General features: G+C 50.3%; 24 protein-coding genes and 3 tRNA genes. 20 read left to right on the plus strand and 7 right to left on the minus strand.

What is annotated here, in order from left to right:
* Positions 1–405 precede the first annotated feature (405 nt).
* The 6 genes from uvrY (at position 406) to LC431_RS03960 (ending at position 3948) form a co-directional block, all read left to right on the plus strand.
* Complete coding sequence (gene uvrY, locus LC431_RS03935; RefSeq protein WP_013576296.1) at positions 406–1062, plus strand: UvrY/SirA/GacA family response regulator transcription factor; 657 nt, start codon at positions 406–408, stop codon at positions 1060–1062.
* The gene (uvrC, locus tag LC431_RS03940) at positions 1055–2890 is read left to right on the plus strand and encodes an excinuclease ABC subunit UvrC (protein WP_013576295.1); all 1836 of its coding nucleotides are present in this window, start codon (positions 1055–1057) and stop codon (positions 2888–2890) included. Before uvrY ends, uvrC begins: the two co-directional genes overlap by 8 nt.
* 56 nt (positions 2891–2946) lie before the next feature.
* The gene (gene pgsA / locus LC431_RS03945; protein WP_013576294.1) at positions 2947–3495 is read left to right on the plus strand and encodes a CDP-diacylglycerol--glycerol-3-phosphate 3-phosphatidyltransferase; all 549 of its coding nucleotides are present in this window, start codon (positions 2947–2949) and stop codon (positions 3493–3495) included.
* 148 nt (positions 3496–3643) lie between these two features.
* Positions 3644–3719, plus strand: a tRNA-Gly gene (locus tag LC431_RS03950).
* Positions 3720–3777: 58 nt separating this feature from the next.
* Positions 3778–3851 (plus strand) — tRNA-Cys (locus tag LC431_RS03955).
* 11 nt (positions 3852–3862) lie between these two features.
* Positions 3863–3948, plus strand: a tRNA-Leu gene (locus tag LC431_RS03960).
* Positions 3949–4215: 267 nt separating this feature from the next.
* On the opposite strand, the gene LC431_RS03965 is transcribed toward LC431_RS03960, so the two are convergent.
* Positions 4216–4482, minus strand: coding sequence for a hypothetical protein (locus tag LC431_RS03965; RefSeq protein ID WP_013576293.1), 267 nt, complete (start codon positions 4480–4482; stop codon positions 4216–4218).
* Positions 4483–4705: 223 nt separating this feature from the next.
* Here LC431_RS03965 and LC431_RS03970 point away from each other — a divergent pair, with 223 nt between their 5' ends.
* Together LC431_RS03970 and deoR are read left to right on the plus strand one after the other, a co-directional pair.
* Entirely contained in the window at positions 4706–5365 is a 660-nt protein-coding gene (locus LC431_RS03970) for a metallophosphoesterase (RefSeq protein WP_112151619.1), read from the plus strand.
* A gap of 84 nt (positions 5366–5449) precedes the next feature.
* A complete protein-coding gene (deoR, locus tag LC431_RS03975; protein WP_112198566.1) occupies positions 5450–6214 on the plus strand; it encodes a DNA-binding transcriptional repressor DeoR in 765 nt (254 codons plus the stop codon).
* 4 nt (positions 6215–6218) lie between these two features.
* On the opposite strand, the gene LC431_RS03980 is transcribed toward deoR, so the two are convergent.
* Entirely contained in the window at positions 6219–6695 is a 477-nt protein-coding gene (locus LC431_RS03980) for a GyrI-like domain-containing protein (protein ID WP_112198567.1), read from the minus strand.
* Positions 6696–6872: 177 nt separating this feature from the next.
* Between LC431_RS03980 and LC431_RS03985 the strand changes: the two genes are divergently transcribed.
* From LC431_RS03985 to LC431_RS03995, 3 genes are all read left to right on the plus strand, one after another.
* Positions 6873–7382, plus strand: coding sequence for a YlaC family protein (locus LC431_RS03985; RefSeq protein WP_013576289.1), 510 nt, complete (start codon positions 6873–6875; stop codon positions 7380–7382).
* 124 nt (positions 7383–7506) lie between these two features.
* Positions 7507–7782: a hypothetical protein gene (locus tag LC431_RS03990; RefSeq protein WP_119261819.1), complete on the plus strand. Its 276-nt coding sequence runs from the start codon at positions 7507–7509 to the stop codon at positions 7780–7782.
* A gap of 48 nt (positions 7783–7830) precedes the next feature.
* A complete protein-coding gene (locus tag LC431_RS03995) occupies positions 7831–8094 on the plus strand; it encodes a hypothetical protein (RefSeq protein WP_015690199.1) in 264 nt (87 codons plus the stop codon).
* 76 nt (positions 8095–8170) lie between these two features.
* On the opposite strand, the gene LC431_RS04000 is transcribed toward LC431_RS03995, so the two are convergent.
* Entirely contained in the window at positions 8171–8383 is a 213-nt protein-coding gene (locus tag LC431_RS04000) for a YccJ family protein (RefSeq protein ID WP_013576286.1), read from the minus strand.
* Positions 8384–8568: 185 nt separating this feature from the next.
* Here LC431_RS04000 and LC431_RS26275 point away from each other — a divergent pair, with 185 nt between their 5' ends.
* The 3 genes from LC431_RS26275 (at position 8569) to LC431_RS04010 (ending at position 9974) form a co-directional block, all read left to right on the plus strand.
* A complete protein-coding gene (locus tag LC431_RS26275) occupies positions 8569–8700 on the plus strand; it encodes a hypothetical protein (RefSeq protein ID WP_013576285.1) in 132 nt (43 codons plus the stop codon).
* Positions 8701–8951: 251 nt separating this feature from the next.
* The gene (locus tag LC431_RS04005) at positions 8952–9314 is read left to right on the plus strand and encodes a DUF2502 domain-containing protein (protein WP_013576284.1); all 363 of its coding nucleotides are present in this window, start codon (positions 8952–8954) and stop codon (positions 9312–9314) included.
* 399 nt (positions 9315–9713) lie between these two features.
* Positions 9714–9974: a hypothetical protein gene (locus LC431_RS04010; protein WP_013576283.1), complete on the plus strand. Its 261-nt coding sequence runs from the start codon at positions 9714–9716 to the stop codon at positions 9972–9974.
* Here the strand turns inward: LC431_RS04010 and LC431_RS04015 are convergent.
* Both LC431_RS04015 and LC431_RS04020 read right to left on the minus strand, forming a co-directional pair.
* Positions 9926–10486: a universal stress protein gene (locus LC431_RS04015; protein WP_223509295.1), complete on the minus strand. Its 561-nt coding sequence runs from the start codon at positions 10484–10486 to the stop codon at positions 9926–9928. The genes LC431_RS04010 and LC431_RS04015 overlap by 49 nt on opposite strands.
* Before the next feature lie 14 nt (positions 10487–10500).
* Positions 10501–11295 (minus strand): IclR family transcriptional regulator, encoded by a 795-nt coding sequence (locus LC431_RS04020; RefSeq protein WP_013576281.1) that lies wholly within the window; start codon positions 11293–11295, stop codon positions 10501–10503.
* A gap of 248 nt (positions 11296–11543) precedes the next feature.
* Between LC431_RS04020 and LC431_RS04025 the strand changes: the two genes are divergently transcribed.
* A complete protein-coding gene (locus LC431_RS04025; protein ID WP_131638057.1) occupies positions 11544–13145 on the plus strand; it encodes an MFS transporter in 1602 nt (533 codons plus the stop codon).
* Between the two features lie 58 nt (positions 13146–13203).
* Positions 13204–14238, plus strand: a complete 1035-nt coding sequence (locus LC431_RS04030; protein ID WP_217244025.1) for an HlyD family secretion protein — start codon at positions 13204–13206, stop codon at positions 14236–14238.
* Between the two features lie 83 nt (positions 14239–14321).
* Here LC431_RS04030 and mdoC read toward each other — a convergent pair whose 3' ends face one another.
* Entirely contained in the window at positions 14322–15506 is a 1185-nt protein-coding gene (gene mdoC / locus LC431_RS04035) for a glucans biosynthesis protein MdoC (RefSeq protein ID WP_013576278.1), read from the minus strand.
* A 332-nt stretch (positions 15507–15838) separates the two neighbouring features.
* Between mdoC and LC431_RS04040 the strand changes: the two genes are divergently transcribed.
* From LC431_RS04040 to LC431_RS04050, 3 genes are all read left to right on the plus strand, one after another.
* On the plus strand, positions 15839–17374 hold the full coding sequence (locus LC431_RS04040; protein WP_013576277.1) for a glucan biosynthesis protein G: 1536 nt from the start codon (positions 15839–15841) through the stop codon (positions 17372–17374).
* Entirely contained in the window at positions 17367–19949 is a 2583-nt protein-coding gene (mdoH, locus tag LC431_RS04045; RefSeq protein ID WP_013576276.1) for a glucans biosynthesis glucosyltransferase MdoH, read from the plus strand. Before LC431_RS04040 ends, mdoH begins: the two co-directional genes overlap by 8 nt.
* A gap of 208 nt (positions 19950–20157) precedes the next feature.
* On the plus strand, positions 20158–20403 hold the full coding sequence (locus LC431_RS04050) for a YceK/YidQ family lipoprotein (RefSeq protein WP_013576275.1): 246 nt from the start codon (positions 20158–20160) through the stop codon (positions 20401–20403).
* Positions 20404–20409: 6 nt separating this feature from the next.
* Here LC431_RS04050 and LC431_RS04055 read toward each other — a convergent pair whose 3' ends face one another.
* On the minus strand, positions 20410–20817 hold the full coding sequence (locus LC431_RS04055; protein ID WP_013576274.1) for a MysB family protein: 408 nt from the start codon (positions 20815–20817) through the stop codon (positions 20410–20412).
* Positions 20818–21031: 214 nt separating this feature from the next.
* On the opposite strand from LC431_RS04055, the gene LC431_RS04060 reads away from it, so the two are divergent.
* Positions 21032–21430 carry a VOC family protein gene (locus LC431_RS04060; RefSeq protein WP_112151615.1) on the plus strand — a complete coding sequence of 133 codons (399 nt, stop codon included), beginning with the start codon at positions 21032–21034 and terminating at the stop codon, positions 21428–21430.
* Positions 21431–21480 lie beyond the last annotated feature (50 nt).

The raw sequence follows: 21480 nt of genomic DNA on the forward strand, positions 1-21480 counted from the left end.
GATATGAGTAAGGGCCTGGAGTTATTTACTTACCGCTTAAAAGAGACCGCAGATTTTTCTGCTTGATCTTTGATTAGACACGTATTTTTAATAATTTATTAATACAGTGGGTGGTACTTCTCATTTACATTCAGCAAAGTAGTTTTTTGCAGACATTCCTTGGTCAGGAACGTCTGATAGAGTAAAATACGCGGGCTATAATAAATAACTGTGTCTTTCTGCTTTAAAAATACTACCGATGAGCGGTAGTGGGGCGAGTTAGTTGATATTGGCCTCTTATTTGCCACCTTCTCTTCATTTATAAGCTGTCTGAGAGCAAATTTTTAATGTTCGATACGTAGGTTTACGTAAGACAAGCGTGAAGTCCCTGACGGTGTGTTGCCCTTATTTTTTGGAGAATTCTCTTTGATAAGCGTTCTTCTTGTTGATGACCACGAACTGGTGCGCGCAGGGATCCGACGCATTCTTGAAGATATCAAAGGCATCAAAGTTGTTGGTGAGGCGCAATGCGGTGAAGATGCCGTCAAATGGTGTCGGACCAATGACGTTGATATTGTCCTGATGGATATGAACATGCCAGGTATTGGCGGGCTTGAAGCGACCAAGAAAATTGTCCGCTTTTCGCCAGATATCAAGATCATCATGTTAACGATCTATACTGAAAATCCGCTACCGGCCAAAGTGATGCAGGCGGGGGCTTCCGGTTACCTGAGCAAAGGCGCAGCTCCACAGGAAGTGGTCAATGCTATCCGTCTGGTTGATTCGGGTCAGCGTTATATTGCCTCCGACATTGCTCAGCAAATGGCACTGAGCCAGATTGAACCACAATCTGAAACGCCTTTTGATTCCTTATCCGAGCGTGAACTGCAGATCATGCTGATGATCACTAAGGGACAAAAGGTCAATGAAATTTCTGAACAGCTGAACTTGAGCCCGAAGACAGTTAACAGTTATCGTTATCGGATGTTTAGTAAATTAAATATCAGCGGTGATGTTGAGTTAACACATCTGGCAATCCGGCACGGTTTGTTCAATACGGAGACTTTATCAGGCAGTGAGTGATGAGCGTTTCGACCCAAAAGCCTTTTTGAAAACGGTCACCAGCCAGCCTGGCGTCTACAGAATGTATGACGCCAGCGGCACCGTAATCTACGTAGGTAAAGCCAAAGACCTCAAAAAACGTCTTTCGAGTTATTTTCGCGTCCAGGTTTCCAGCCGCAAAACCGAAACGCTGGTCAAAAACATCGCGCAAATCGATGTGACGGTGACCCACACGGAAACCGAAGCGCTGCTCCTCGAACATAATTACATCAAACTTTATCAGCCGCGTTATAACGTATTGTTACGCGATGATAAGTCGTATCCGCTGATCTTCCTCAGCGCGGATAATCATCCAAGACTTTCAGTTCACCGCGGTGCTAAGCACGCCAAAGGCGAGTATTTCGGGCCTTTTCCTAATTCCTATGCCGTGCGTGAAACACTGGCGCTGCTGCAAAAACTTTTCCCGATCCGCCAGTGTGAAAACAGCGTATACAGCAACCGTTCGCGCCCTTGTCTGCAATATCAGATTGGTCGCTGTCTGGGGCCGTGTGTCAAAGGGCTGGTGAGTGAGGAAGATTATAAAGATCAGGTGGAATACGTTCGCCTTTTCCTGTCCGGTAAAGACCAGCAGGTCGTCACACAGCTCGTAAACCGCATGGAAGAAGCCAGTAAAGCGCTGCGCTTCGAAGATGCCGGGCGGATAAGAGATCAAATTCAGGCTGTACGCCGCGTGACAGAGCGTCAGTTCGTGTCGGGTAACAGCGAAGATCTGGATGTGATCGGCGTGGGCTTCGAGTCAGGTATGGCATGTCTGCACGTTCTGTTTATCCGTCAGGGCAAAGTGTTGGGCAGCCGCAGTTATTTCCCGAAAGTACCAGGCGGCACCGATCTGGGCGAAGTGGTGCAGACCTTCGTTGGACAATTCTATTTGCAGGGCAGTCAGCAACGGACACTGCCCGGCGAAATTCTGCTGGATTTCAGTCTGGCGGAAAAAGATCTGCTGGCCGATTCGCTCAGCGAACTGGCCGGGCGCAAAGTGCAAATCCAGAGTAAGCCGCGGGGCGACCGTGCCCGTTATCTGAAACTGGCGCGCACCAATGCCTCTGCTGCACTGACGACCAAACTGGCTCAGCAGTCGACAATCCATCAGCGGCTGTCTGAACTGGCAAAAACACTGAATCTTGCGGAAATTAACCGTATGGAATGCTTCGACATCAGCCATACTATGGGCGAGCAGACAGTCGCTTCCTGCGTGGTTTTTGACGGCAATGGCCCGGTGCGTTCTGAATACCGACGCTACAACATTACCGGCATTACGCCCGGCGATGATTACGCGGCGATGGCGCAGGTATTGCAGCGTCGCTATGGTAAGACGCTCGATGACAATAAAATTCCTGACGTTATCTTTATTGATGGCGGCAAAGGGCAACTCGGCATGGCGCTGGATGTGTTTCATTCGCTGAATGTGGAGTGGGACAAATCCAAACCTTTACTGATTGGTATCGCGAAAGGTGCGGATCGTAAGGCCGGGCTCGAAACGCTGTTCTTTGTGCCGGAAGGTGAGGGGATTGCGTTACCCGCTGATTCGCCAGCGTTGCATGTCATCCAGCATATTCGTGATGACTCGCATAACCATGCGATTACCGGCCACCGGCAGAGACGTGCGAAAGTCCGTACGACCAGTGCGCTGGAAGAAATTGAAGGCGTCGGGCCGAAGCGGCGTCAGGTTTTACTGAAATACATGGGAGGCATTCAGCCATTACTGAATGCCAGCGTAGAGGAAATTGCACAGGTACCGGGTATTTCTATCGCATTGGCAGAAAAGATTCATAATGCGTTGAAACACTAAGGGCAATGTAGCAACATACTCATAATATCCACACCGGACAAACAGTTACCTTCGCTATGCAATTTAATATACCTACGTGCCTCACCCTGTTCCGCGTTGTACTGATACCGTTCTTCGTGCTGGCCTTTTATCTGCCTTATCCATGGGCATCAATGGTCTGTGCGTTGATTTTCGTTTTTGCTGCCGTGACCGACTGGTTTGATGGCTATCTGGCACGCCGCTGGAAGCAGACGACGCGTTTCGGTGCATTCCTTGATCCGGTAGCCGATAAAGTGATGGTGGCGATCGCGCTGGTGCTGGTGGCTGAATATTTTCACTCCTGGTGGATTACGTTACCGGCTGCGACCATGATTGCCCGCGAAATCATTATTTCCGCGCTACGTGAGTGGATGGCTGAGATTGGAAAACGCAGCAGTGTGGCGGTTTCATGGATCGGGAAAGTGAAAACCACGGCGCAGATGCTGTCGCTGGTCGCGCTGTTGTGGCGTCCTGATGCTATTGTGGTCTGGGTTGGCGTGGTTGCACTTTATATTGCTGCAGTGCTGACTTTCTGGTCAATGTTCCAATATCTCAACGCTGCGCGCCATGATTTGCTGGAACCCTGATCAAACTGCCGTAAAAAACGTCAAACGAACGCATGAAGCAGATAATTTTATTGACTCAATCCGTCAGGTCAGTAGAATGCAACGCATCGGAAGGCAGCCAGTCTTGTGCCAGAAGATTAGTTAAAAAAATCAGTACGTTCTGATTAAAGCGGGAATAGCTCAGTTGGTAGAGCACGACCTTGCCAAGGTCGGGGTCGCGAGTTCGAGTCTCGTTTCCCGCTCCAAATTTTCTTAAACTGGTTCGTGAATTGGTTTAAGTGCAAGACAAGTAGTAAGATTTAAGGCGCGTTAACAAAGCGGTTATGTAGCGGATTGCAAATCCGCCTAGTCCGGTTCGACTCCGGAACGCGCCTCCAATTTTCCCGGAGCCCGGGTGGTGGAATCGGTAGACACAAGGGATTTAAAATCCCTCGGCTTATGGCTGTACGAGTTCAAGTCTCGTCCCGGGTACCATGGGAAAATTAGCTGAATAATCAAAAGCAATAAAGTAGTAATGTCGTTATAGCCACCTTCGGGTGGTTTTTTTATGCCTGAAATTCGCGTAATCCAGATGCGATAAAAAAGGCCACCTGCAACAGGGGCCTTAAGTGTTTCTTCAATAACATCCTTCGCGCTCGCGACCTCAGCCAGAATGAGGTGCTCTGAACACAATGTCGGTTGTTGAGTAAAAGGGATGAAGAAAATCAGGAATTAAAACAGCCCCGAGGGGCGTTTTTAGGGTCAGAATTCACCCGATGAATCAGTGTTGCTCAATGCCCTGATTGATAGCGGCAAATGGTAGTTAGGCTGGCTGGTGAAAAACGCCTGCAGGGCAACGCGTTTCTTCCTGTCGATTGAAATCTCTTCCATGGTTTTGCGGAAGATACTGTAGCGGCCACACGAAGTGCAGGTCACAGTAACAATTTTCGCCGACATATTAACCGACGTCTTATTCCTGCTTTGACATAACGGACACTCGTCTTGAGCGCTTAAAACTGTGGAACTCATAAAACCTCCGGTTTTACTTAGAGCGGGCAGTAGTCTAGCACAAAAAGGCGTCAGTTACTTAACGATAATTTAATTATCAGTGGATTTCAGCGTCAACTCAGTGTAGAGAGCGCATAAGCCGCTGATGAGAGAGTAAAGTCTTCTCCCGATTTTCTCCGCTTTCCTCATTATCATCTTGCATTACACTTAAGGTATTCATCCTGATTATGGATTTTTGCGAAGTATGACTCCTGCTCTGTACCAGCGTATTGATTGTTCAATATACAGACACATTTATATTGTTGGCGATTTGCATGGTTGCCTGAGTTTGCTTGGGGAAAAGCTGGCGAAAGTGTCTTTCGATCCCCACCGCGATCTGCTGTTATCTGTGGGGGATCTTGCCGATCGCGGGCCTGACAGTGTCGGTTGTTTGCAACTGCTCAATGAATCCTGGTTTGCTTGTGTACGCGGAAATCACGAGCAGATGGCGATTGATGCCATAAACGAAGAGAATATCCCGCGCTGGTTACGTAATGGCGGCGACTGGTTTTATGCTCTTGAACACGACAAACAAGAAGAGGCGAAAGCGCTGATTTTACAGGCTGACACGCTGCCACATATTCTCGAACTGACGAACCGTGAGGGCAGGCGTATCGTGGTGGCCCATGCTGATTACCTTTCCAATGAATATGTGTTCGATAAGCTAATGGATGGTGATGAGGTTATCTGGGATCGTGAACGTGTGAATTCTGCGCTGGCGGGTCGCTTTCAACCGATAGCTGGCGCTGATGAATTTTATTTCGGTCACACGCCGGTTGAACATGCAATGCAGTTTGCCAATCAGTTTTATATTGATACGGGCGCTGTATTTGGCGGTTATCTGACGCTTATTCAGCTGCAGTAATGTCAGGCGTTACCGGGGTTTGCGGTGACTGACGGGCAACGGTATAGTGAGCGGCTGCGAACCGGGAAGGCACGGGATAACATCATGGAAAATAAGCGTGAAGACAGGATTCAGCGTCTGTTGCTGGCATTAAAAAAGACCGACAAAATTCACCTTAAAGAAGCGTCTTTACTGCTCAATGTTTCGGAAATGACTGTCCGCCGTGATCTCAGCGCAGCACCCGCACCGGTAATTTTACTCGGCGGTTATATTGTGATTGATCCGAAGAATAATCCGGCGACGCACTACTTTATCAGTGAACAGAAAACCCGCCATGTTGCAGAGAAACAACGTCTCGCTGCCCGCGCAGCCAGTCTTATTCAGGATAACGATACGGTATTTTTTGACTGTGGCACGACAATGCCTTATGTGATTGAAAGCATTGCCGATAACCGGGTATTTACGGCCATTTGTTACTCGCTCAATACGTTTCTGGCGCTGCAGGATAAACCTCACTGTGAAGTCATCTTGTGCGGCGGTGCGTTTAAATCCAGTAACAGTATTTTTACGCCTATCGGGCGCAGCAGTGAACTCGACTTTATCCGCCCGGCGAAAGCCTTTATTTCCGCTGCGGGCGTCAGTATTGAACACGGTGTGACCTGCTTTAATTTTGATGAATTACTGATGAAACATCAGGCCATAGAACGCTCAGCGCAGAGCATTCTCGTCGCTGACAGCAGCAAATTTGATCAGGTCAGGCCCGCAGCCATCGCGCCGCTTGCGCGTTTTAATGTGGTGGTCAGCGACGCTGAACCACCACAGGCTTATGTCGATTTCTGCGAGCTCTCCGACATTCCGCTGCTGGTTTAACACTTCAGCGGATTGCCGGGATTTTTTCGACCGACTGATAAAAAACCACTTCCCAGATGCCATTTTTGGAGCCGTCGCTGAGATAGTGCTCAAAGCACGCTTTTCCGTCCGGGCGATAGCTCGTACTGGCCAGCAGCTGGCTGTAGAATTCCCGCCAGGCCTTTTCAAAATTGCCGTCTGTGATCGTGGTGTGATACGCCGCATACGTGCCTCCCGGCAGCGTTTGCAACGCCAGTCCTTCTGCATCATCGAGAATAAAATTATCGGCTACACACACCGACGGATCAGCACGTAAAGCTTCTGCCGGTGTGGTGTCAGGATTATCATGAAACCACGTCAGCCATTCGTTTTGCGGCTGATGATGCCGTACAGCCCATTTCATCAGTTGCTGAAAACCACTGTGGATTGACTCCTGATAGGGGCCAACCACCCGGTAGCTCACCAGCTTTTTGGCCGGTCTCTCTACAATTAATAATGCCACGATGATCTCCTTTTATCTGACATGCATTGAACGGGTTCCATGTTGAGTAAGGTGCAAATACCAAACTATAACAGTTTACCGATTAACGGCGGTGAACTGCTCTACGCGCTATAACAGTTGTCGTGATAAAATTATGTAATCAGATTGCATTATAGTCGTGACGCAATGAGGTATGAGATGGACGTAATCAAAAACGTATTAAACAGTGAAATTGATCGCATCAATCGTCAGGAAGGGCGCGATGGTAAAGCGCGGATCAATGCTGAGTTCTTTATAAACCATCCCTGGTTATGTCTGGCTATGCTGGTCGGGTATATCGCCGTGGGCATCGTCATGTACGTTTCACCTTATATGGGGCTCGGCTGGTTTATCGGATTTACGGCTTTCCTGATCTTTATGTCCGCGATGCTGTTGCTGGAAATTAAGCCAGTTTATCGCTACGAAGATATCGGGGTGCTTGATTTACGCGTTTGTTATAACGGCGAATGGTATTTCAGCCGCGAGCTTTCTGCTGATGCCGTGAAGCAAATACTCAGCGCCCCTGATGTCAGCGAGCACATCAAAAACCGCATTGAATCCATTGTCCGACATAAAGGTTTTGTGGATTTCTATGATGTTTACGATCTGGCCCGGCTGGAACGCCATTTGCCAGATAGCACCGGAACAGCACAGTTAGCTCACTCTTAACCCCTCTAAACATGGCATCAGGCCATGACGTTACCCTGCATGCTCTGATAAAATAGCGGCTGGGCATCATTTTCGTGAATGTGTTTAAACGAGAAAATGATGTTGAGCCGTGACAGGAGCTATAGTGGAACGAATCAAACTTACCATTCACCATCTGCACAAAATCATTTCGGGCGAAAAGCAGGACACGCAAGCTACTGCACGTATTTATGCTGGCGATGAACTGTTAGTCACCGAAACGATGACCGGGCAGGCTGCACATTTTGATCGTTTCATCAAAGTCGTACACGATAACGGCAAACCGTTGAGAGTAGAATGGGACTCCGACGGCAGTGCGCAAATGTCGGTAACGCGCGCCGAAGTGTGCCCTTGCTGTGGCGGCGACGCCTTACACCATTGATTTAACCCGGCAATGACCGCAAGCAGAGTAAAAGCCAGGCAGAGGTAAATGATGAAATTTATCAGCAACGAATTTGAATACCGTCAGTGGATAATGGATGAAATATTCCAGGCGAGTGCGGTAGGCGAAACCTCTGAGTTTGCCGATCAGGAAGTGGATGACTTTATCTTTGACGCCCGTCCGGTGGCTTATCCGTGCGTGGCTGTGATGATCCAGACACCAGGCGAACCGGGGGTGTGTGAGCCGCGTTTTTTCTACAAAGAGCAAATCTTTGAGTGGGCGCATAAAATGGGATTTGGCTTCGACAGCTAACTGCCAGGCCGGTTTAATGCAGATTCAGCCCTAAGTCTGACTCAGGGCTGAGCGTCAGCCGTTCACGCTGTGGCTATCAGACATTTTGCCGATCAATTTTCTCTTCGCCCCAGAACAAATGGTCTTCTTTGGTCTTGGCGAACGCGATAGGCAATACTTCGTCGTTACCTTCTTCCCAGATTTTCTGTGCCAGCGTCTCGTCGTTATTCGCCAGTTCGAAAATGGCCTCGGCGATTTCGTGAGAGGTTTCACGGGTATTTGCCCACGCTTTGATGTTTGACGTCGTCATCCGGTTCTCCTCGTGTTTATTTCATATTCATAAAGGTGTCTCTGTTACACCGTTGCATTCACCATAACTATGGTTTCCCGATGCACTTTATGCAAATGCGGCGGCAGCAGGGCACAAAAAAACCGGCGCCTGGCAGGGGCTGTCGTTTATACTGAACGCGATTTTGAACATTTAAGGTGATGATAATGAGCGACGATATTTTTGATTTTGACATTGATGCTGCACTGGAAACTGCCGAAGTGAAAGCAGCTGAAAAAGCAGCAGAAGTGCCTGAAGCCGTTCAGGACGAAAGTGACTGCGAAGGCTGCAAAATCTGATTTTGCACAACAAAGCAGCAAAAAGAAAACCGCTTCGGCGGTTTTTTTGTATCTGTCATTTATAACGGCTTTGCAATGTTGAACTGAATTTCCTTTGCAGCCATAGCGTTGCGCCTGGTTGGACGAGGTGGTGGATTGACGCAAATGTAAGGGTTACGTTAAGGGTTTTTTTTTGGGATAAATTCCTATAGAACAGGAAGATAGCTGGGGGTACTTTGACACCACCTGATAAGCAGGTCGTGAGGTTCACAATGAAAAAACTAATTTTAGTTCTCGCCGTTTTGCTAACTTTGCCAGCTGTCGCACAGGCGAACGTCGAGCTTGGCGTTAATATGCCAGGGTTGTCACTGCATATCGGAGACCGTGACGACCGCGGATACTATTGGGATGGTGGTGACTGGCGTCCACCGGGTTGGTGGGACCAGCATTATCGTGATGAAGGCCGCGGGCACTGGGTTTATTACGAACCGGCCCCGCCGCCGCCACGCTACTGGCATCATGAGCACTGGCATGAAGGCCCGCCACCCGGCTACTGGCGCGATGGCCCTCCTGGGCACTGGCGTGATGGCCCTCCGGGACACTGGCGCGAAGGTCCGCCTCCGGGCCGCTGGTAACGAAAGTTTGATGAGTTGAAGGGCAGACGTTAAAGATTTTGGGAACAGGGTTGGCAGTGGCGATGCAAAAGCATCCCCAATGTCAGTTCTGTTCCTTCCACATTCTCTCCCCCCGCTATTAATAATTCTCTCCTAATTAATTACTTTATGAATGCAAATAATGTGATTCATTTATTTGAATTATATAAAGATGTTTTTTCATTCTATTGAGCGCAGGTGAGTTTGGAAAAAACTTTTTTAAGAGTAATTGCAGCTTGCTAACGGTCATTAATATGTTAATTTCTTGTTATGAAATCGGCAACGGATGGCTCGAATACGACACATATCTGATGAAACAGGCCGTCATACAGGGGAAAGCCCTGTCAGATATGTAACATGTCATTTAGCGAGATTATTCCTATGCAATTGATTAAAAATGATTTTGAATACCGCGCCTGGATGCTGGATGCCTATTTCTATCAGGATAAAATAGAAGGCGATAAGTTGATGACTGATGAGGAAATGGATGATTTCCTTTTTGAATATCGTCCGCTGGAATATCCGTGTTTAGGCAGTGTGACGCCATCAAAGGAATGTTCACTGGAACTGGACATCACTTTCTTTTATCGGGATCACATCTCAGATTGGGCAAAATCCATGGGGCTGATAAACATTAAATAATCCGCTTCGTTATTACTGTTCTTTACCCGTCTGAAAAAGCGCCTGAGGGCGCTTTTTGTCGTCTGGCATCTACCGCGAACTTCAACCATAACCGGGCAGGGGGCGGCCGCGATCACTTCCGCACTGACCGAGCCTTTCATCATCCGTCCAAACGCTGAAAGCTGACGGTGGCCGATGACAATCACCGAAGCATTGATTCTTTCAGCTTCAGCCACAAGCGCTTCTCCGGCCGGACCGACGATCAGATTGCCTTTCGCATTGATCCCTGCTTGCGACAAAATTTCCAGCGCATGCCCGACCACGGCGCGTGCGGTGTTTTGCTCTTCTTCTGCCGGCGGGTAGCTGACAATTTCACCGGGAACGTCGCCGTTATTTTCCAGTGCGTAAGACTCGTCAATGCAGCAGGTGACGAAAACCGTTGAAGCTCTTCCCTTTGCCAGCTGGCGGGCGAGATCAATCACGAGAAGGGATTGCTTTGAGCCGTCTACGGCTAACAAAATGACATCAAACACGGCAATTCCTTTCTTTATTTTCCACCGGATACCTGGGTTTCATCCAATTTACCAATTTCGCCAATCAGGGCATGTTTGCATTCCAGCAACGCTTCACGGATTTGCGACTCTTTGGCTGCCCGCCGGGCGGTAGGGAAAAGTACCGATACCGAGTAACGGCCTAAAATTGTATCTATTGCGATAGCCAGCGTGGTAACGCCGTTTACCGTTTCTCCCTCTTCCATCGCAATTCCGCTTTCCCGCACACTGGCGATTTTTTCCAGCAGTGAGTCAAGGGTACGCACGGTATTTTCCGTGGCGGGCTCCAGCACATCCCCGACAATAATGCGGATCTCTTCATCGGTTTTTAGCGACAGCAGGGCACGGCCGCTCGATGTGCTGTAAATGGGCAGATTCAGGCCGACGCGCGGCACCACGCGCAGTTCCCGCTCGGCCACAATGCTGTGAATATTGGCGATCTGCCGACCACTTGCCCGCCCGAGCGACACCGTTTCCTGTGTGTTGTCGCAAAGCTGACGCAGAAATGGGGAGGCGATGGCGATGACATCGGTATGGACCGTTGAAACGAGTTTCAGAAGCGTCGGGCCAAGCCGTACGCCTCCGCTACCTTCTGAGCGAACCAGCCCTTCTTCGGCCAGTGCGGCGACGATGCGCTGCACAGTCGAACGTGGTAAATCCACTTCATTGGCAATGGCACCGAGACTCATTCCCTGCGGATGTTTTCCCAGCGAATTGAGTATGGTGGCCGCCCGCGAGATCACCTGAATCCCACCGCTGCGTTCTTCGTCTGCCGGATTGTCCTGAGCCATGATTTCTCCTTTATCTCCGTGCGTGATCCTGTCCATAAACCTGAGTGGTCAATGTAATGGCTCAACGGGTGAAAAACAATTTTTAATCACATTGCAATACAGTGCACCGTATTATAGTATTTCTGTGTGTATCACAATGTGGTGCAATGCATCGAAATATTTGTGATGCAGGTCGCTTATTTTGCACTTCTGCGACACAAAACCTGCCTTCTTCCTATCGCCGCCATGATAAAGCGGTGGAGTTAACGATGAATCAGACAATCACAATGGCGCCTGTTGCTGCACTGCCCGTGCCGCCCCCTTTTACGTTAAGGCTGGTTATCGGGTTACTGGGGGTTTTAATCGCCTCATTGTGTTCTGGCCTTAACGACCGTGTTACTGACATTGCGCTTGCCGATGTTCGTGGCGCACTCAGCATCAGCACAGATGAGGGCTCATGGCTGATTGGTGCCTATCAGGCGGCGGAAGTCTCCGCAATGATGCTGGCACCGTGGTTTGCCATGACCTTTTCACTGCGTCGTTTCACCGTGTTCGTCACGCTGGGTTTTGTTCTTATTGCCGCTGTTTTGCCGTACACCCCAAATCTGCCGGTATTCATTGCACTGCGCGCAGTTCAGGGCGTGTTCGGTGGTGCTTTGCCGCCGTTACTGATGACGTCCGCCCTGCGTTTTATGCCGCCGCAATACAAGTTATACGGGCTGAGTGCTTATGCGCTGACGGCGACTTTCGGGCCAAATATGGCGACTTCACTGGCGGCCATCTGGACCGATTATGTCGGCTGGGAGTGGGTGTTCTGGCAGGTGATCCCACCGTGTCTGCTGGCGGTAGCGATGATTGCCCACGGGCTGCCGCAGGATCCGCCGCGTTTTGAGCGTTTCCGGCAAATGGATGTCGTTGGCATGCTGACTGGCACGGGCGGAGTAACGCTGCTGGTGCTGGCCTTGCAGCAGGGAGAACGCCTCGACTGGTTCAGTTCGCCGCTGATTACGCTGATGTTTTTCACGGCGCTTGGCTTGCTGACGGTTTTCCTGGTCAACGAATGGTATCACCCGTTGCCATTGTTCAAATTACAAATGCTGAGAAGACATAATCTGACGCACGGCTTAATCACGTTGTTCGCTCTGATGTTTCTCTTCTTATCGGGCTCCGCGTTACCCGCCAGTTATATGGAGCAGGTTGGCGGATTTCGTGCCATACAGGTCGGACCGCTGGCGCTGACTATCGGTTTACCGCAGCTATTACTCGCCCCGTTGATCGCTTTTGTGCTGACCATGCGCTGGATAGACAGCCGCTGGGTGCTTGTCTGCGGATTAGGGTTGGTGGGCTTTTCCTGTTACTGGGGAACACATCTTACCGGTGCCTGGGCGCGCGATAATTTCTATCTGATCCAGATTATGCAGGCTTTCGGACAACCGATGGCGGTCCTGCCGATCCTGATGAGTGCAACCAGTGTTGTACAGCCACCGGAAGGGCCTTTTGCCTCCGCGATGTTTAACACCACCCGCGGTTTGGGCAGCGTGATGGGCGGTTCTTTGCTGGCTGTTTTTGTCAGCCACCGCGAACAATTCCATTCCAATGTTTTGCTCAATCACGCCGGTAGCGTGAGCTATCTGCTCTCACAGCCATATGGTGGCGACAGCAGCTTTCTGGCCCCGCTGAACAGCGGCGGCGCAGCGATTTCGACAGAAATACTCACCCGGTTTTCTCAAGGGGTGAGACAGCAGGCGCTGGTGCTGGGAATATCGGACGCTTACATGGTGATCATCGGGCTGGCACTCTCCCTGATATTGCTGGTCGCCATTTTACCTAAACGCACATATCCGCCTCAGTCTCTGGTTAAACGTCCCTGAGTATCGCATCACTATTAACCGTAGTATTCCACTCTGAAAAGTACGAGAGAACAACATCATGATAAAAACCTCACCTGTCCGCCTGAGCTGGCTGTGTGCCGCTGTGGTAGTGATATTTCTGGTTGTCATCGCCTTGTGGATACTCGGCAAGAGCACTCTACCCGTTACTGACGATGCCTTTGTTTCTGCAGATTCCACGCTGGTCGCGCCGCGGATTTCCGGCACGATTGCGGATGTTTACGTGCAGGATAACCAGATGGTGAAAGCCGGTGATGTACTTGCCCGAATCGACGATCGTGATTACCGCAATGCGGTACTGACGGCAGAAGCAAATCTGGAAACCGCTAATGCGCAGATACTCAGCCTGACCGCGCAACTGGCGAAACAACAACAGACTATCTTGCAGGCCCGGGCACTGGTTAATGCTGATGCGGCCAGTATTGCTTATGCGCGTCAGAGTGCTGACCGTTATAAACGCCTGCTGCAAAATGGCTCCGGCACGGCCGATGCACGTGATGAGTCTGATGCCAATTTACGTTCAAAACTGGCTGCGCAGCAGAGTGATATGGCCGCAGCTCTGGGCGCTGAAAAGCAGGTTGATGTACTGAAAGCGGAACAGGCAGAAGCGAAAGCTGCAATCGATTCAGCCGCAACGGCGCTGGCACAGGCGAAGCTGAATCTTTCTTATACCGAAATTACGGCGCCGGTGGATGGCGTGGTCGGGCAGCGCTCGTTGCGTATCGGCGGATATGTGGCTGCAGGAGCACGCGTTCTGGCCGTGGTGCCGCTGAAAAACGCTTACATTGTGGCGAACTACCTTGAGACACAACTGGGTGATGTGCAGCCGCATCAACCGGTTGAGATTAAGGTGGATGCGTTGCCGGGTGTGACCCTCAAAGGGAAGGTGGACAGCATTTCGCCTGCCACCGGCGTGACGTTTTCGCCTATTTCGCCGGACAATGCGACCGGCAATTACACTAAAGTTGTACAGCGTCTGGCGGTTAAAATTGTGCTCGACAGTAATCAGCCCGATGCGAAGCGTCTGAAAGTCGGGATGTCTGTGATCCCGACAATTGATATCACATCGCGCTGAATAACAAATTTTGAAACAAAAAGGCGACTCCGGAGATCGCCTTTTTCATGTCGCTGACTTTGTATGGGGTCAATGTCCGCGTATCAGGAAGCCTGATTTTGCGGCGGATTCGCGTCGGTTGAATTCTTTTTAGCCGGATGCTGGGGTTTGCCAGAGAACAGGAACCGCAGGATCGGGATGCGCTTATGCACTTCATACAGCAAAAAGGCGATACCGAATACAAACACCAGCCCCAGCCAGAATCCCAGCCAGTCGCTGTGAATTTTCGGTGTAATGAACGCACCGTAAATCAGCGTTAAAGGATGGTGGATCAGATAGATAAACAAGGATGAGTTCACCAGATAGGTGATCCATGGCGCCTGGAAATTCAGTAAATAATGGCTGAATGAAAACACCACATTGACCATCAGGAATCCGAGCAGGGTAGTGATGATGGCATCGATTTCCATTGAGTACAGCTGTGGCGTATTGACATGTTGATTGAACATGTAAGCGGCGAACAGGAAAATGCTGACTACCCCGGCAGTCGCGGAGGGTTTCAGAAACAGTTCTTTCAGCCAGGAGAATTTATAAGCAAGTGCACCCAGGATGAAAAACGGCAGATAAAACAACGTTTGCATGACGATGAAATTAAACGCGCCGTTGGAAAGTAAATTTGGTGCAAAAAGATACAGGCTTCTGTTAAATGCCGCGTAAATTAAACCGATAAAAAGAAATATAATTGAGATTTTTCCTAAGCTATTTGTACGGCTTTTTATTATTTGAATACGACTATTCTTAATTTCTTTAATAAATTTGAAGAGGTAAAAGCAAATGCTGGTGAGAATAACCAGGGTTAACAGGAACCATAAATGCGAGACCAGTTCCCATACAGTCACATTAATTCTCTGATAAAAATCCATATTATTCCAGTCAGAAAACTTGCTGGTGAATTTCATCAGGAAATAGAGCTGCGGAATCGTGATCAGCGGGAAGGCCGCCGCCAGCGGGATGGCAACCCGCTCCAGACGCACCTTCAGCCACTGCTGCGGGTCATAGCGCTCATACAGCATATAAGAAAAATAGCCCGAGATAACAAAGAACACCTGCATACGGAAGGCGTGAATAACATCATTAAATATTGTCAGGCCGTCAGAGGGTATTGCACTGTTTACCGCCCAGATATGACTGGAGTAAATCAATGATATATGGAAAGGAATACCCAGCAGCATCAAATATGCGCGGATGGAGTCTAAGAAAAACTCACGTTGTGGTTTTGGCTGTGTCATTACGTATCCGTTGTAAGTAGCTCATCCTAATTTTAGAGCGTAATTTGTCTTTAAGGCTAATTTTGCACGTAAGCAAAAATGACCATCGTTGACATTAGTTTAGTTTCTAACCTTAAAACATGCTTTGTTATAGGACAAGTTTCCATAGCCGGAGTTTCATCGAATTGATATCCTTGTACCCTGTTGCGCTTAAACGGTTCATCAATGGATGAACCATCGACTGCTCAAGTTGTCGGAAACCTGACACTTCCCTTAAAATAGTTACAGTAAATGAATGAAGCGCGCGTAAAGGAGACAAGGTGTCGGATAAAAATTTTTCCATAGGGTCACGTATGATCAAAGTCCGTTTGCTAAGTGCCGCAGTGTTGATGACCATGTTCACCTCATCTGCCTGGGCTTTTTCTATAGATGATGTTGCCAAACAAGCGAAGGCGTTAGCCGATAAAGGTTACGAAGCGCCGAAAAGCAATCTTCCGTCTCAGTTCCGCGATCTCAAATTCGCAGACTACCAACAAATTCAATTCAATCATGACAAAGCGTACTGGAAAAACCTGAATACGCCTTTCAAGCTTGAGTTTTACCATCAGGGTATGTACTTCGACACTCCGGTGAAAATCAACGAAGTAACGGCTGATTCAGTCAAAGAAATCAAATACAGCCCGGACTACTTCAACTTTGGCAACGTCAAGCATGACGCTGACTCAGTGAAAAACCTCGGTTTTGCCGGCTTCAAAGTGCTTTATCCCATCAATAAAGCCGACAAAGATGATGAGATTATGAGTGTGCTGGGTGCCAGCTACTTCCGTGTCATCGGTAAAGGCCAGGTTTATGGCTTGTCTGCCCGTGGTCTGGCGATCGACACCGCGCTGGCTTCCGGCGAAGAGTTCCCACGTTTTCGTGAGTTCTGGATCGAACGTCCTAACCCGGATGAAAAGCATTTAGTCATTTACGCCTTGCTGGATTCCCCGCGTGCGACCGGTGCTTATCGTCTGGACGTTTATCCGGGTAAAGAAGCCACTGTCGATGTGCAGTCTCAGGTTTATCTGCGCGATAAAGTCGGCAAACTGGGTGTGGCTCCGTTAACCAGCATGTTCCTGTTTGGCGCAAACCAGCCTTCGCCGGTGCTGAACTACCGTCCGGCGCTGCATGATTCCAACGGACTGTCTATTCACGCCGGTAACGGTGAATGGATCTGGCGTCCGCTGAACAATCCGAAACACCTTGCCGTCAGCCAGTTCTCGATGGAGAACCCGAAAGGCTTCGGGCTGCTGCAACGTGGTCGCAGTTTCTCTAACTTCGAAGACCTGGACGATCGTTATGACCTGCGTCCAAGCGGTTGGGTTGAGACCAAAGGTGACTGGGGTAAAGGGAAAGTTGAACTGGTGGAAATCCCGACGGCGGATGAAACCAACGATAATATCGTCGCCTTCTGGACCCCTGATCAGTTACCCGATGCAGGCAAACCGCTCAGCCTGAACTATCGTTTACATTTCACCCGTGAAGAAGAGAAATTGCATTCTCCTGATCTGGCGTGGGTTGAACGCACCATGCGCTCTACCGGAGATGTGAAACAGTCGAATCTGATCCGTGAGCCAGATGGCAGCGTTGCTTTCCTCGTCGACTTCGTCGGTCCAAACCTGAAAGCGCTGAAGAGCGACACGCCAGTCGTGTCTCAGGTCAGCGTGGGCGACAACGGTGATCTGGTTGAAAACTCCGTACGCTATAATCCTGTAACGAAGGGCTGGCGTCTGACGCTGCGCCTGAAAGTGAAGGATCCTAAGAAGGCGATCGAAATGCGCGCTTCTCTGGCCAATGGCGACAAAACTCTGAGTGAAACCTGGAGCTATCAGCTGCCTGCAAATGAATAAGTCAATGCACTCTACTCAAGATTATGTAGAAGCTTTGCCGCTTACTGATGAACAGAAAGCGGCGCTCTCTCAGCAGCTTCCCGCTGAGCCGGGGCAGGCTTTTGCTACCGTACATCACCGTTTAGGCGGTGATGCCTCGACCACAGCTGATGCGGCCGATCCTGATGCGCCATTGGTGTCAGTGAAAGCCCGCGTCGGCGCAAGCTGGCCTGATGCCCTTGAAAAGGGCTCGTTAGACGAAGTCGATAACGAAGGGCGTACGATTGCCAGCGCCATGCCACCGGTTAAACGTTCCAGCATGTTCCCTGATGTCTGGCGCACCAACCCGGTCGGGCGTTTCTGGGACAATATGATGGGGCGCAGCGCGGTTTCGCGTCACACCACATCAGATATGCCCGAGTCAGAAAAGCGCTGGCGTCACGCCGGTTCCGTGCGTCGCTATATCCTGCTGGTTCTGATGCTGGTGCAGACGGCGATCGCGACCTGGTACATGAAAACCATTCTGCCGTATCAGGGCTGGGCGCTCATCGACCCAAGCGATATGCTCAATCAGGACTGGCAACAGTCGGTTCTGCAACTGCTGCCTTACGTCTTACAGACCGGGATCCTGGTGCTGTTCGCCATTCTGTTCTGTTGGGTGTCGGCCGGTTTCTGGACGGCATTGATGGGCTTTTTACAATTGCTCATCGGTCGGGACAAATACAGCATTACCGCCTCGACGAAAGGTAATGAGCCGCTGAATCCGAACAACCGTACCGCGTTGATCATGCCGATTTGTAACGAAGACGTGGAGCGCGTTTTCGCGGGTCTGCGTGCAACGTATGAATCTGTTAAAGCGACAGGTGATTTGGATCAGTTTGATATCTACGTGCTGAGCGACAGTTACGATCCGGATATCTGCGTAGCGGAACAAAAAGCCTGGATGGAAGTGTGCCGCGACGTTGAAGGTCACGGACGTATTTTCTATCGCCGTCGTCGTCGTCGTGTGAAACGTAAAAGCGGTAACATTGATGACTGGTGCCGTCGCTGGGGCGGGGAATATGCCTATATGGTTATTCTCGATGCTGACAGCGTCATGAGTGGCGAATGTCTGACCGGCCTGGCCCGTCTGATGGATGCCAACCCGAACGCCGGTATTATCCAGTCTGCGCCAAAAGCGTCAGGCATGGATACGCTGTATGCACGTTGCCAGCAGTTTGCGACCCGTGTTTACGGTCCGTTGTTTACCGCCGGTCTGCATTTCTGGCAGTTGGGCGAATCCCACTACTGGGGCCATAACGCCATTATCCGTGTGAAACCGTTCATTGAGCATTGTGCGCTTGCGCCATTGCCCGGTGAAGGTTCCTTCGCCGGTTCCATCATGTCTCATGACTTTGTGGAAGCGGCATTGATGCGTCGTGCGGGCTGGGGCGTGTGGATTGCTTATGATCTGCCGGGCAGTTATGAAGAGTTGCCACCGAACCTGCTCGACGAGCTGAAACGCGACCGTCGCTGGTGCCACGGTAACCTGATGAACTTCCGCCTGTTTCTGGTGAAAGGGATGCATCCGGTTCACCGTGCGGTGTTCCTGACCGGCGTGATGTCTTATCTGTCCGCGCCGTTATGGTTTACGTTCCTGGCTTTGTCTACCGCATTGCAGGTCGTGCACACGCTGATGGAACCGCAGTATTTCCTGCAACCCCGTCAGCTGTTCCCTGTGTGGCCGCAGTGGCGTCCTGAACTGGCGATAGCCTTGTTCTCGACCACCATGGTGTTGCTGTTCCTGCCAAAACTGCTGAGTATCGTGCTGATTTGGGCGAAGGGGGCGAAACAGTTTGGTGGTGCATTCCGACTGCTGATTTCCATGTTCCTCGAAATGCTGTTCTCAGTATTACTGGCGCCGGTACGTATGTTGTTCCACACCGTCTTCGTGGTCAGCGCGTTCCTGGGTTGGGAAGTGGTCTGGAACTCACCGCAGCGTGATGACGACGATACTCCGTGGGGCGAAGCCTTTAAACGCCATGGTTCTCAGTTGTTGCTGGGTGCGGTCTGGGCTGCCGGTATGGCGTGGCTGGACTTGCGTTTCCTGTGGTGGCTTGCGCCAATCGTCTTCTCCCTGATCCTGTCGCCAATCGTCTCTGTGCTGTCGAGCCGTGCAACGCTGGGGATTAAGAGTAAGAAGGCCAAGCTGTTCCTGATCCCGGAAGAATATGATCCTCCGCGTGAACTGGTGGCTACCGAGGAATATCTGGCGCTGAACCGTTCGCGTAAGCTGCAAAATGGCTTTATGCATGCGGTCTTCGATCCGGGCTTCAACGCACTGGCAACGGCGATGGCAACATCCCGTCACCTGTTGCGTGAAACGGTAGAAAACGGCCGTCGTGCCCACCTGGAGCATGCGCTGAAAACCGGTCCTAAGGATCTGGGCAAGGCGGATCGTCTGATTCTGCTGAGCGATCCTGTGCTGATGGCGCGTTTACACTCTGCGGTGTGGACGCAACCTGATCAGCAGACCTGGAGTGCTTACTACCAGCAATTACCTCGCAATGCGCAGGCATTCCCTGTCACTCAGACGCTGGAAGTTAAACCCGCCTGAAAATGACATTGAGTGAATAAAAAAACGGGCAGTATGTGAAAACATACTGCCCGTTTTCTTTGTGATGAAAGACGGGTTACTCTTTAGCAGGTCATGCAGGAATTTTACCTCGCCTTAACATAAGGCAGGCGCTGTGCATGATAAGCTGACAGCGCTGTTCAGCACTTCTGAATGTGCCTCTTTTGAATTGAATCGACAGGTTGGGTGAGTGATTAATCGGGTTATTTTTCGCGGATGCGTGCTGGCGTTAGTGGCGACGGTACTGACCGGATGCGGCAGTATTATCAGCCGGACTGTGCCGGGACAGGGGCATGGCAACCAGTATTATCCCGGTGTGCAGTGGGATTTGCGGGACAGTCCGTGGCGTTATGTCACCGTCATCGATGTTCCGCTGTCGATGATTGTCGACACTTTCATGCTGCCGGTTGACGCCCGCCACGGGCCTTACGAATAAAATAACTTAATCAATATCACGACCCGGATACTCGTCTTCATCGTCCCATTCTTCAGCTGCCGCTTTACCTTCTTCAGTATCCAGCGGCGGTTCATGCTGGTATTCACCTTCATCCCATTCATACAACGTGGCTTCTTCCTGCCATTCTTCTTCGAGTTCTATCTGATCATAATCCTCGTCAAAGATAGCCTGCGCCGCCGCACCGCTACGGAACGTCAGCGCATCGATGGAATCACCTTCGCCGCTGAGGAATTCCGCCTGCCACATCACATCGCCATCCTGCATGATGTATTTCTGCAGATTAAACTGGTCCGGAACTGGCTCTTCGTCGTCATGGATCCTATCCTGCGCGGCTTCAAGGAATTCTTCGCGGGCGGCATCAATAGCTTCTTCAAGCGTTGCATACATGCTCATTGTTGTCTCCTGAGTTGAAACTGTTAATGGTTGTGCAGCAAATAGCGTTATTAATGAACAAGTAACGGCCATCTGACAGGGGAAAACCTGATTAAATGATTGTTGTCTATAACTGACAGGATGCAAGTTTTCAGACTAAATCAGTCGGATTTATTTCTGCTATTCTCAATTTCTCGCTGGCGACTTTGCGGCGGTTTAAAAAACGGGAGTGCACATGGTTTCACGACAATCAGTATTACGGGTGGCGCGCCCGACGGACAATCTTGAGCAGGTAGCCCGCATGTATTCGCAGGGGCTGGGTTTCGACATCATCGGCAGTTTTAGTGACCACCAGGGGTTTGATGGCGTGCTGGTCGGGCATCCGCATCATCATTATCATCTCGAGTTTACCCATCATCTCGGTTCCTCCGTGGGGCGTGCGCCCACCGAAGATAATCTCCTGGTGTTCTATATTCCTGATAATCAGCAGTGGCTGACGCAGTGCGAACGGATGCTGCAGGCCGGTTTTATCGTCGTGCCTTCGTTTAATCCCTACTGGGATGAATGCGGTAAAACCTTCGAGGATATTGACGGTTATAGGGTGGTGCTGGCTTTGCGGGACTGGACGGCATAGGCGCGAATGTCAGCGGAATTTCAGCTTTGCAAAGGCTGTGAGGGGAGAGG

Source organism: Rahnella sp. GSA61A, assembly GCF_019969905.1.
Taxonomy (GTDB): Bacteria; Pseudomonadota; Gammaproteobacteria; order Enterobacterales; family Enterobacteriaceae; genus Rahnella; species Rahnella aceris.

Coding starts and splice junctions, on each gene's coding strand:
- LC431_RS04005 (WP_013576284.1), top strand. CDS start 8,952: ATGAAAAAACTAATTTTAGTTCTCGCCGTTTTGCTAACTTTGCCAGCT.
- LC431_RS04060 (WP_112151615.1), top strand. CDS start 21,032: ATGGTTTCACGACAATCAGTATTACGGGTGGCGCGCCCGACGGACAAT.
- LC431_RS04010 (WP_013576283.1), top strand. CDS start 9,714: ATGCAATTGATTAAAAATGATTTTGAATACCGCGCCTGGATGCTGGAT.
- mdoC (WP_013576278.1), bottom strand. CDS start 15,506: ATGACACAGCCAAAACCACAACGTGAGTTTTTCTTAGACTCCATCCGC.
- LC431_RS26275 (WP_013576285.1), top strand. CDS start 8,569: ATGAGCGACGATATTTTTGATTTTGACATTGATGCTGCACTGGAAACT.
- LC431_RS04020 (WP_013576281.1), bottom strand. CDS start 11,295: ATGGCTCAGGACAATCCGGCAGACGAAGAACGCAGCGGTGGGATTCAG.
- LC431_RS03995 (WP_015690199.1), top strand. CDS start 7,831: ATGATGAAATTTATCAGCAACGAATTTGAATACCGTCAGTGGATAATG.
- LC431_RS04040 (WP_013576277.1), top strand. CDS start 15,839: ATGATCAAAGTCCGTTTGCTAAGTGCCGCAGTGTTGATGACCATGTTC.
- LC431_RS04025 (WP_131638057.1), top strand. CDS start 11,544: ATGAATCAGACAATCACAATGGCGCCTGTTGCTGCACTGCCCGTGCCG.
- pgsA (WP_013576294.1), top strand. CDS start 2,947: ATGCAATTTAATATACCTACGTGCCTCACCCTGTTCCGCGTTGTACTG.
- LC431_RS03985 (WP_013576289.1), top strand. CDS start 6,873: ATGGACGTAATCAAAAACGTATTAAACAGTGAAATTGATCGCATCAAT.
- LC431_RS04000 (WP_013576286.1), bottom strand. CDS start 8,383: ATGACGACGTCAAACATCAAAGCGTGGGCAAATACCCGTGAAACCTCT.
- LC431_RS03970 (WP_112151619.1), top strand. CDS start 4,706: ATGACTCCTGCTCTGTACCAGCGTATTGATTGTTCAATATACAGACAC.
- LC431_RS04055 (WP_013576274.1), bottom strand. CDS start 20,817: ATGAGCATGTATGCAACGCTTGAAGAAGCTATTGATGCCGCCCGCGAA.
- deoR (WP_112198566.1), top strand. CDS start 5,450: ATGGAAAATAAGCGTGAAGACAGGATTCAGCGTCTGTTGCTGGCATTA.
- mdoH (WP_013576276.1), top strand. CDS start 17,367: ATGAATAAGTCAATGCACTCTACTCAAGATTATGTAGAAGCTTTGCCG.
- LC431_RS03965 (WP_013576293.1), bottom strand. CDS start 4,482: ATGAGTTCCACAGTTTTAAGCGCTCAAGACGAGTGTCCGTTATGTCAA.
- LC431_RS04030 (WP_217244025.1), top strand. CDS start 13,204: ATGATAAAAACCTCACCTGTCCGCCTGAGCTGGCTGTGTGCCGCTGTG.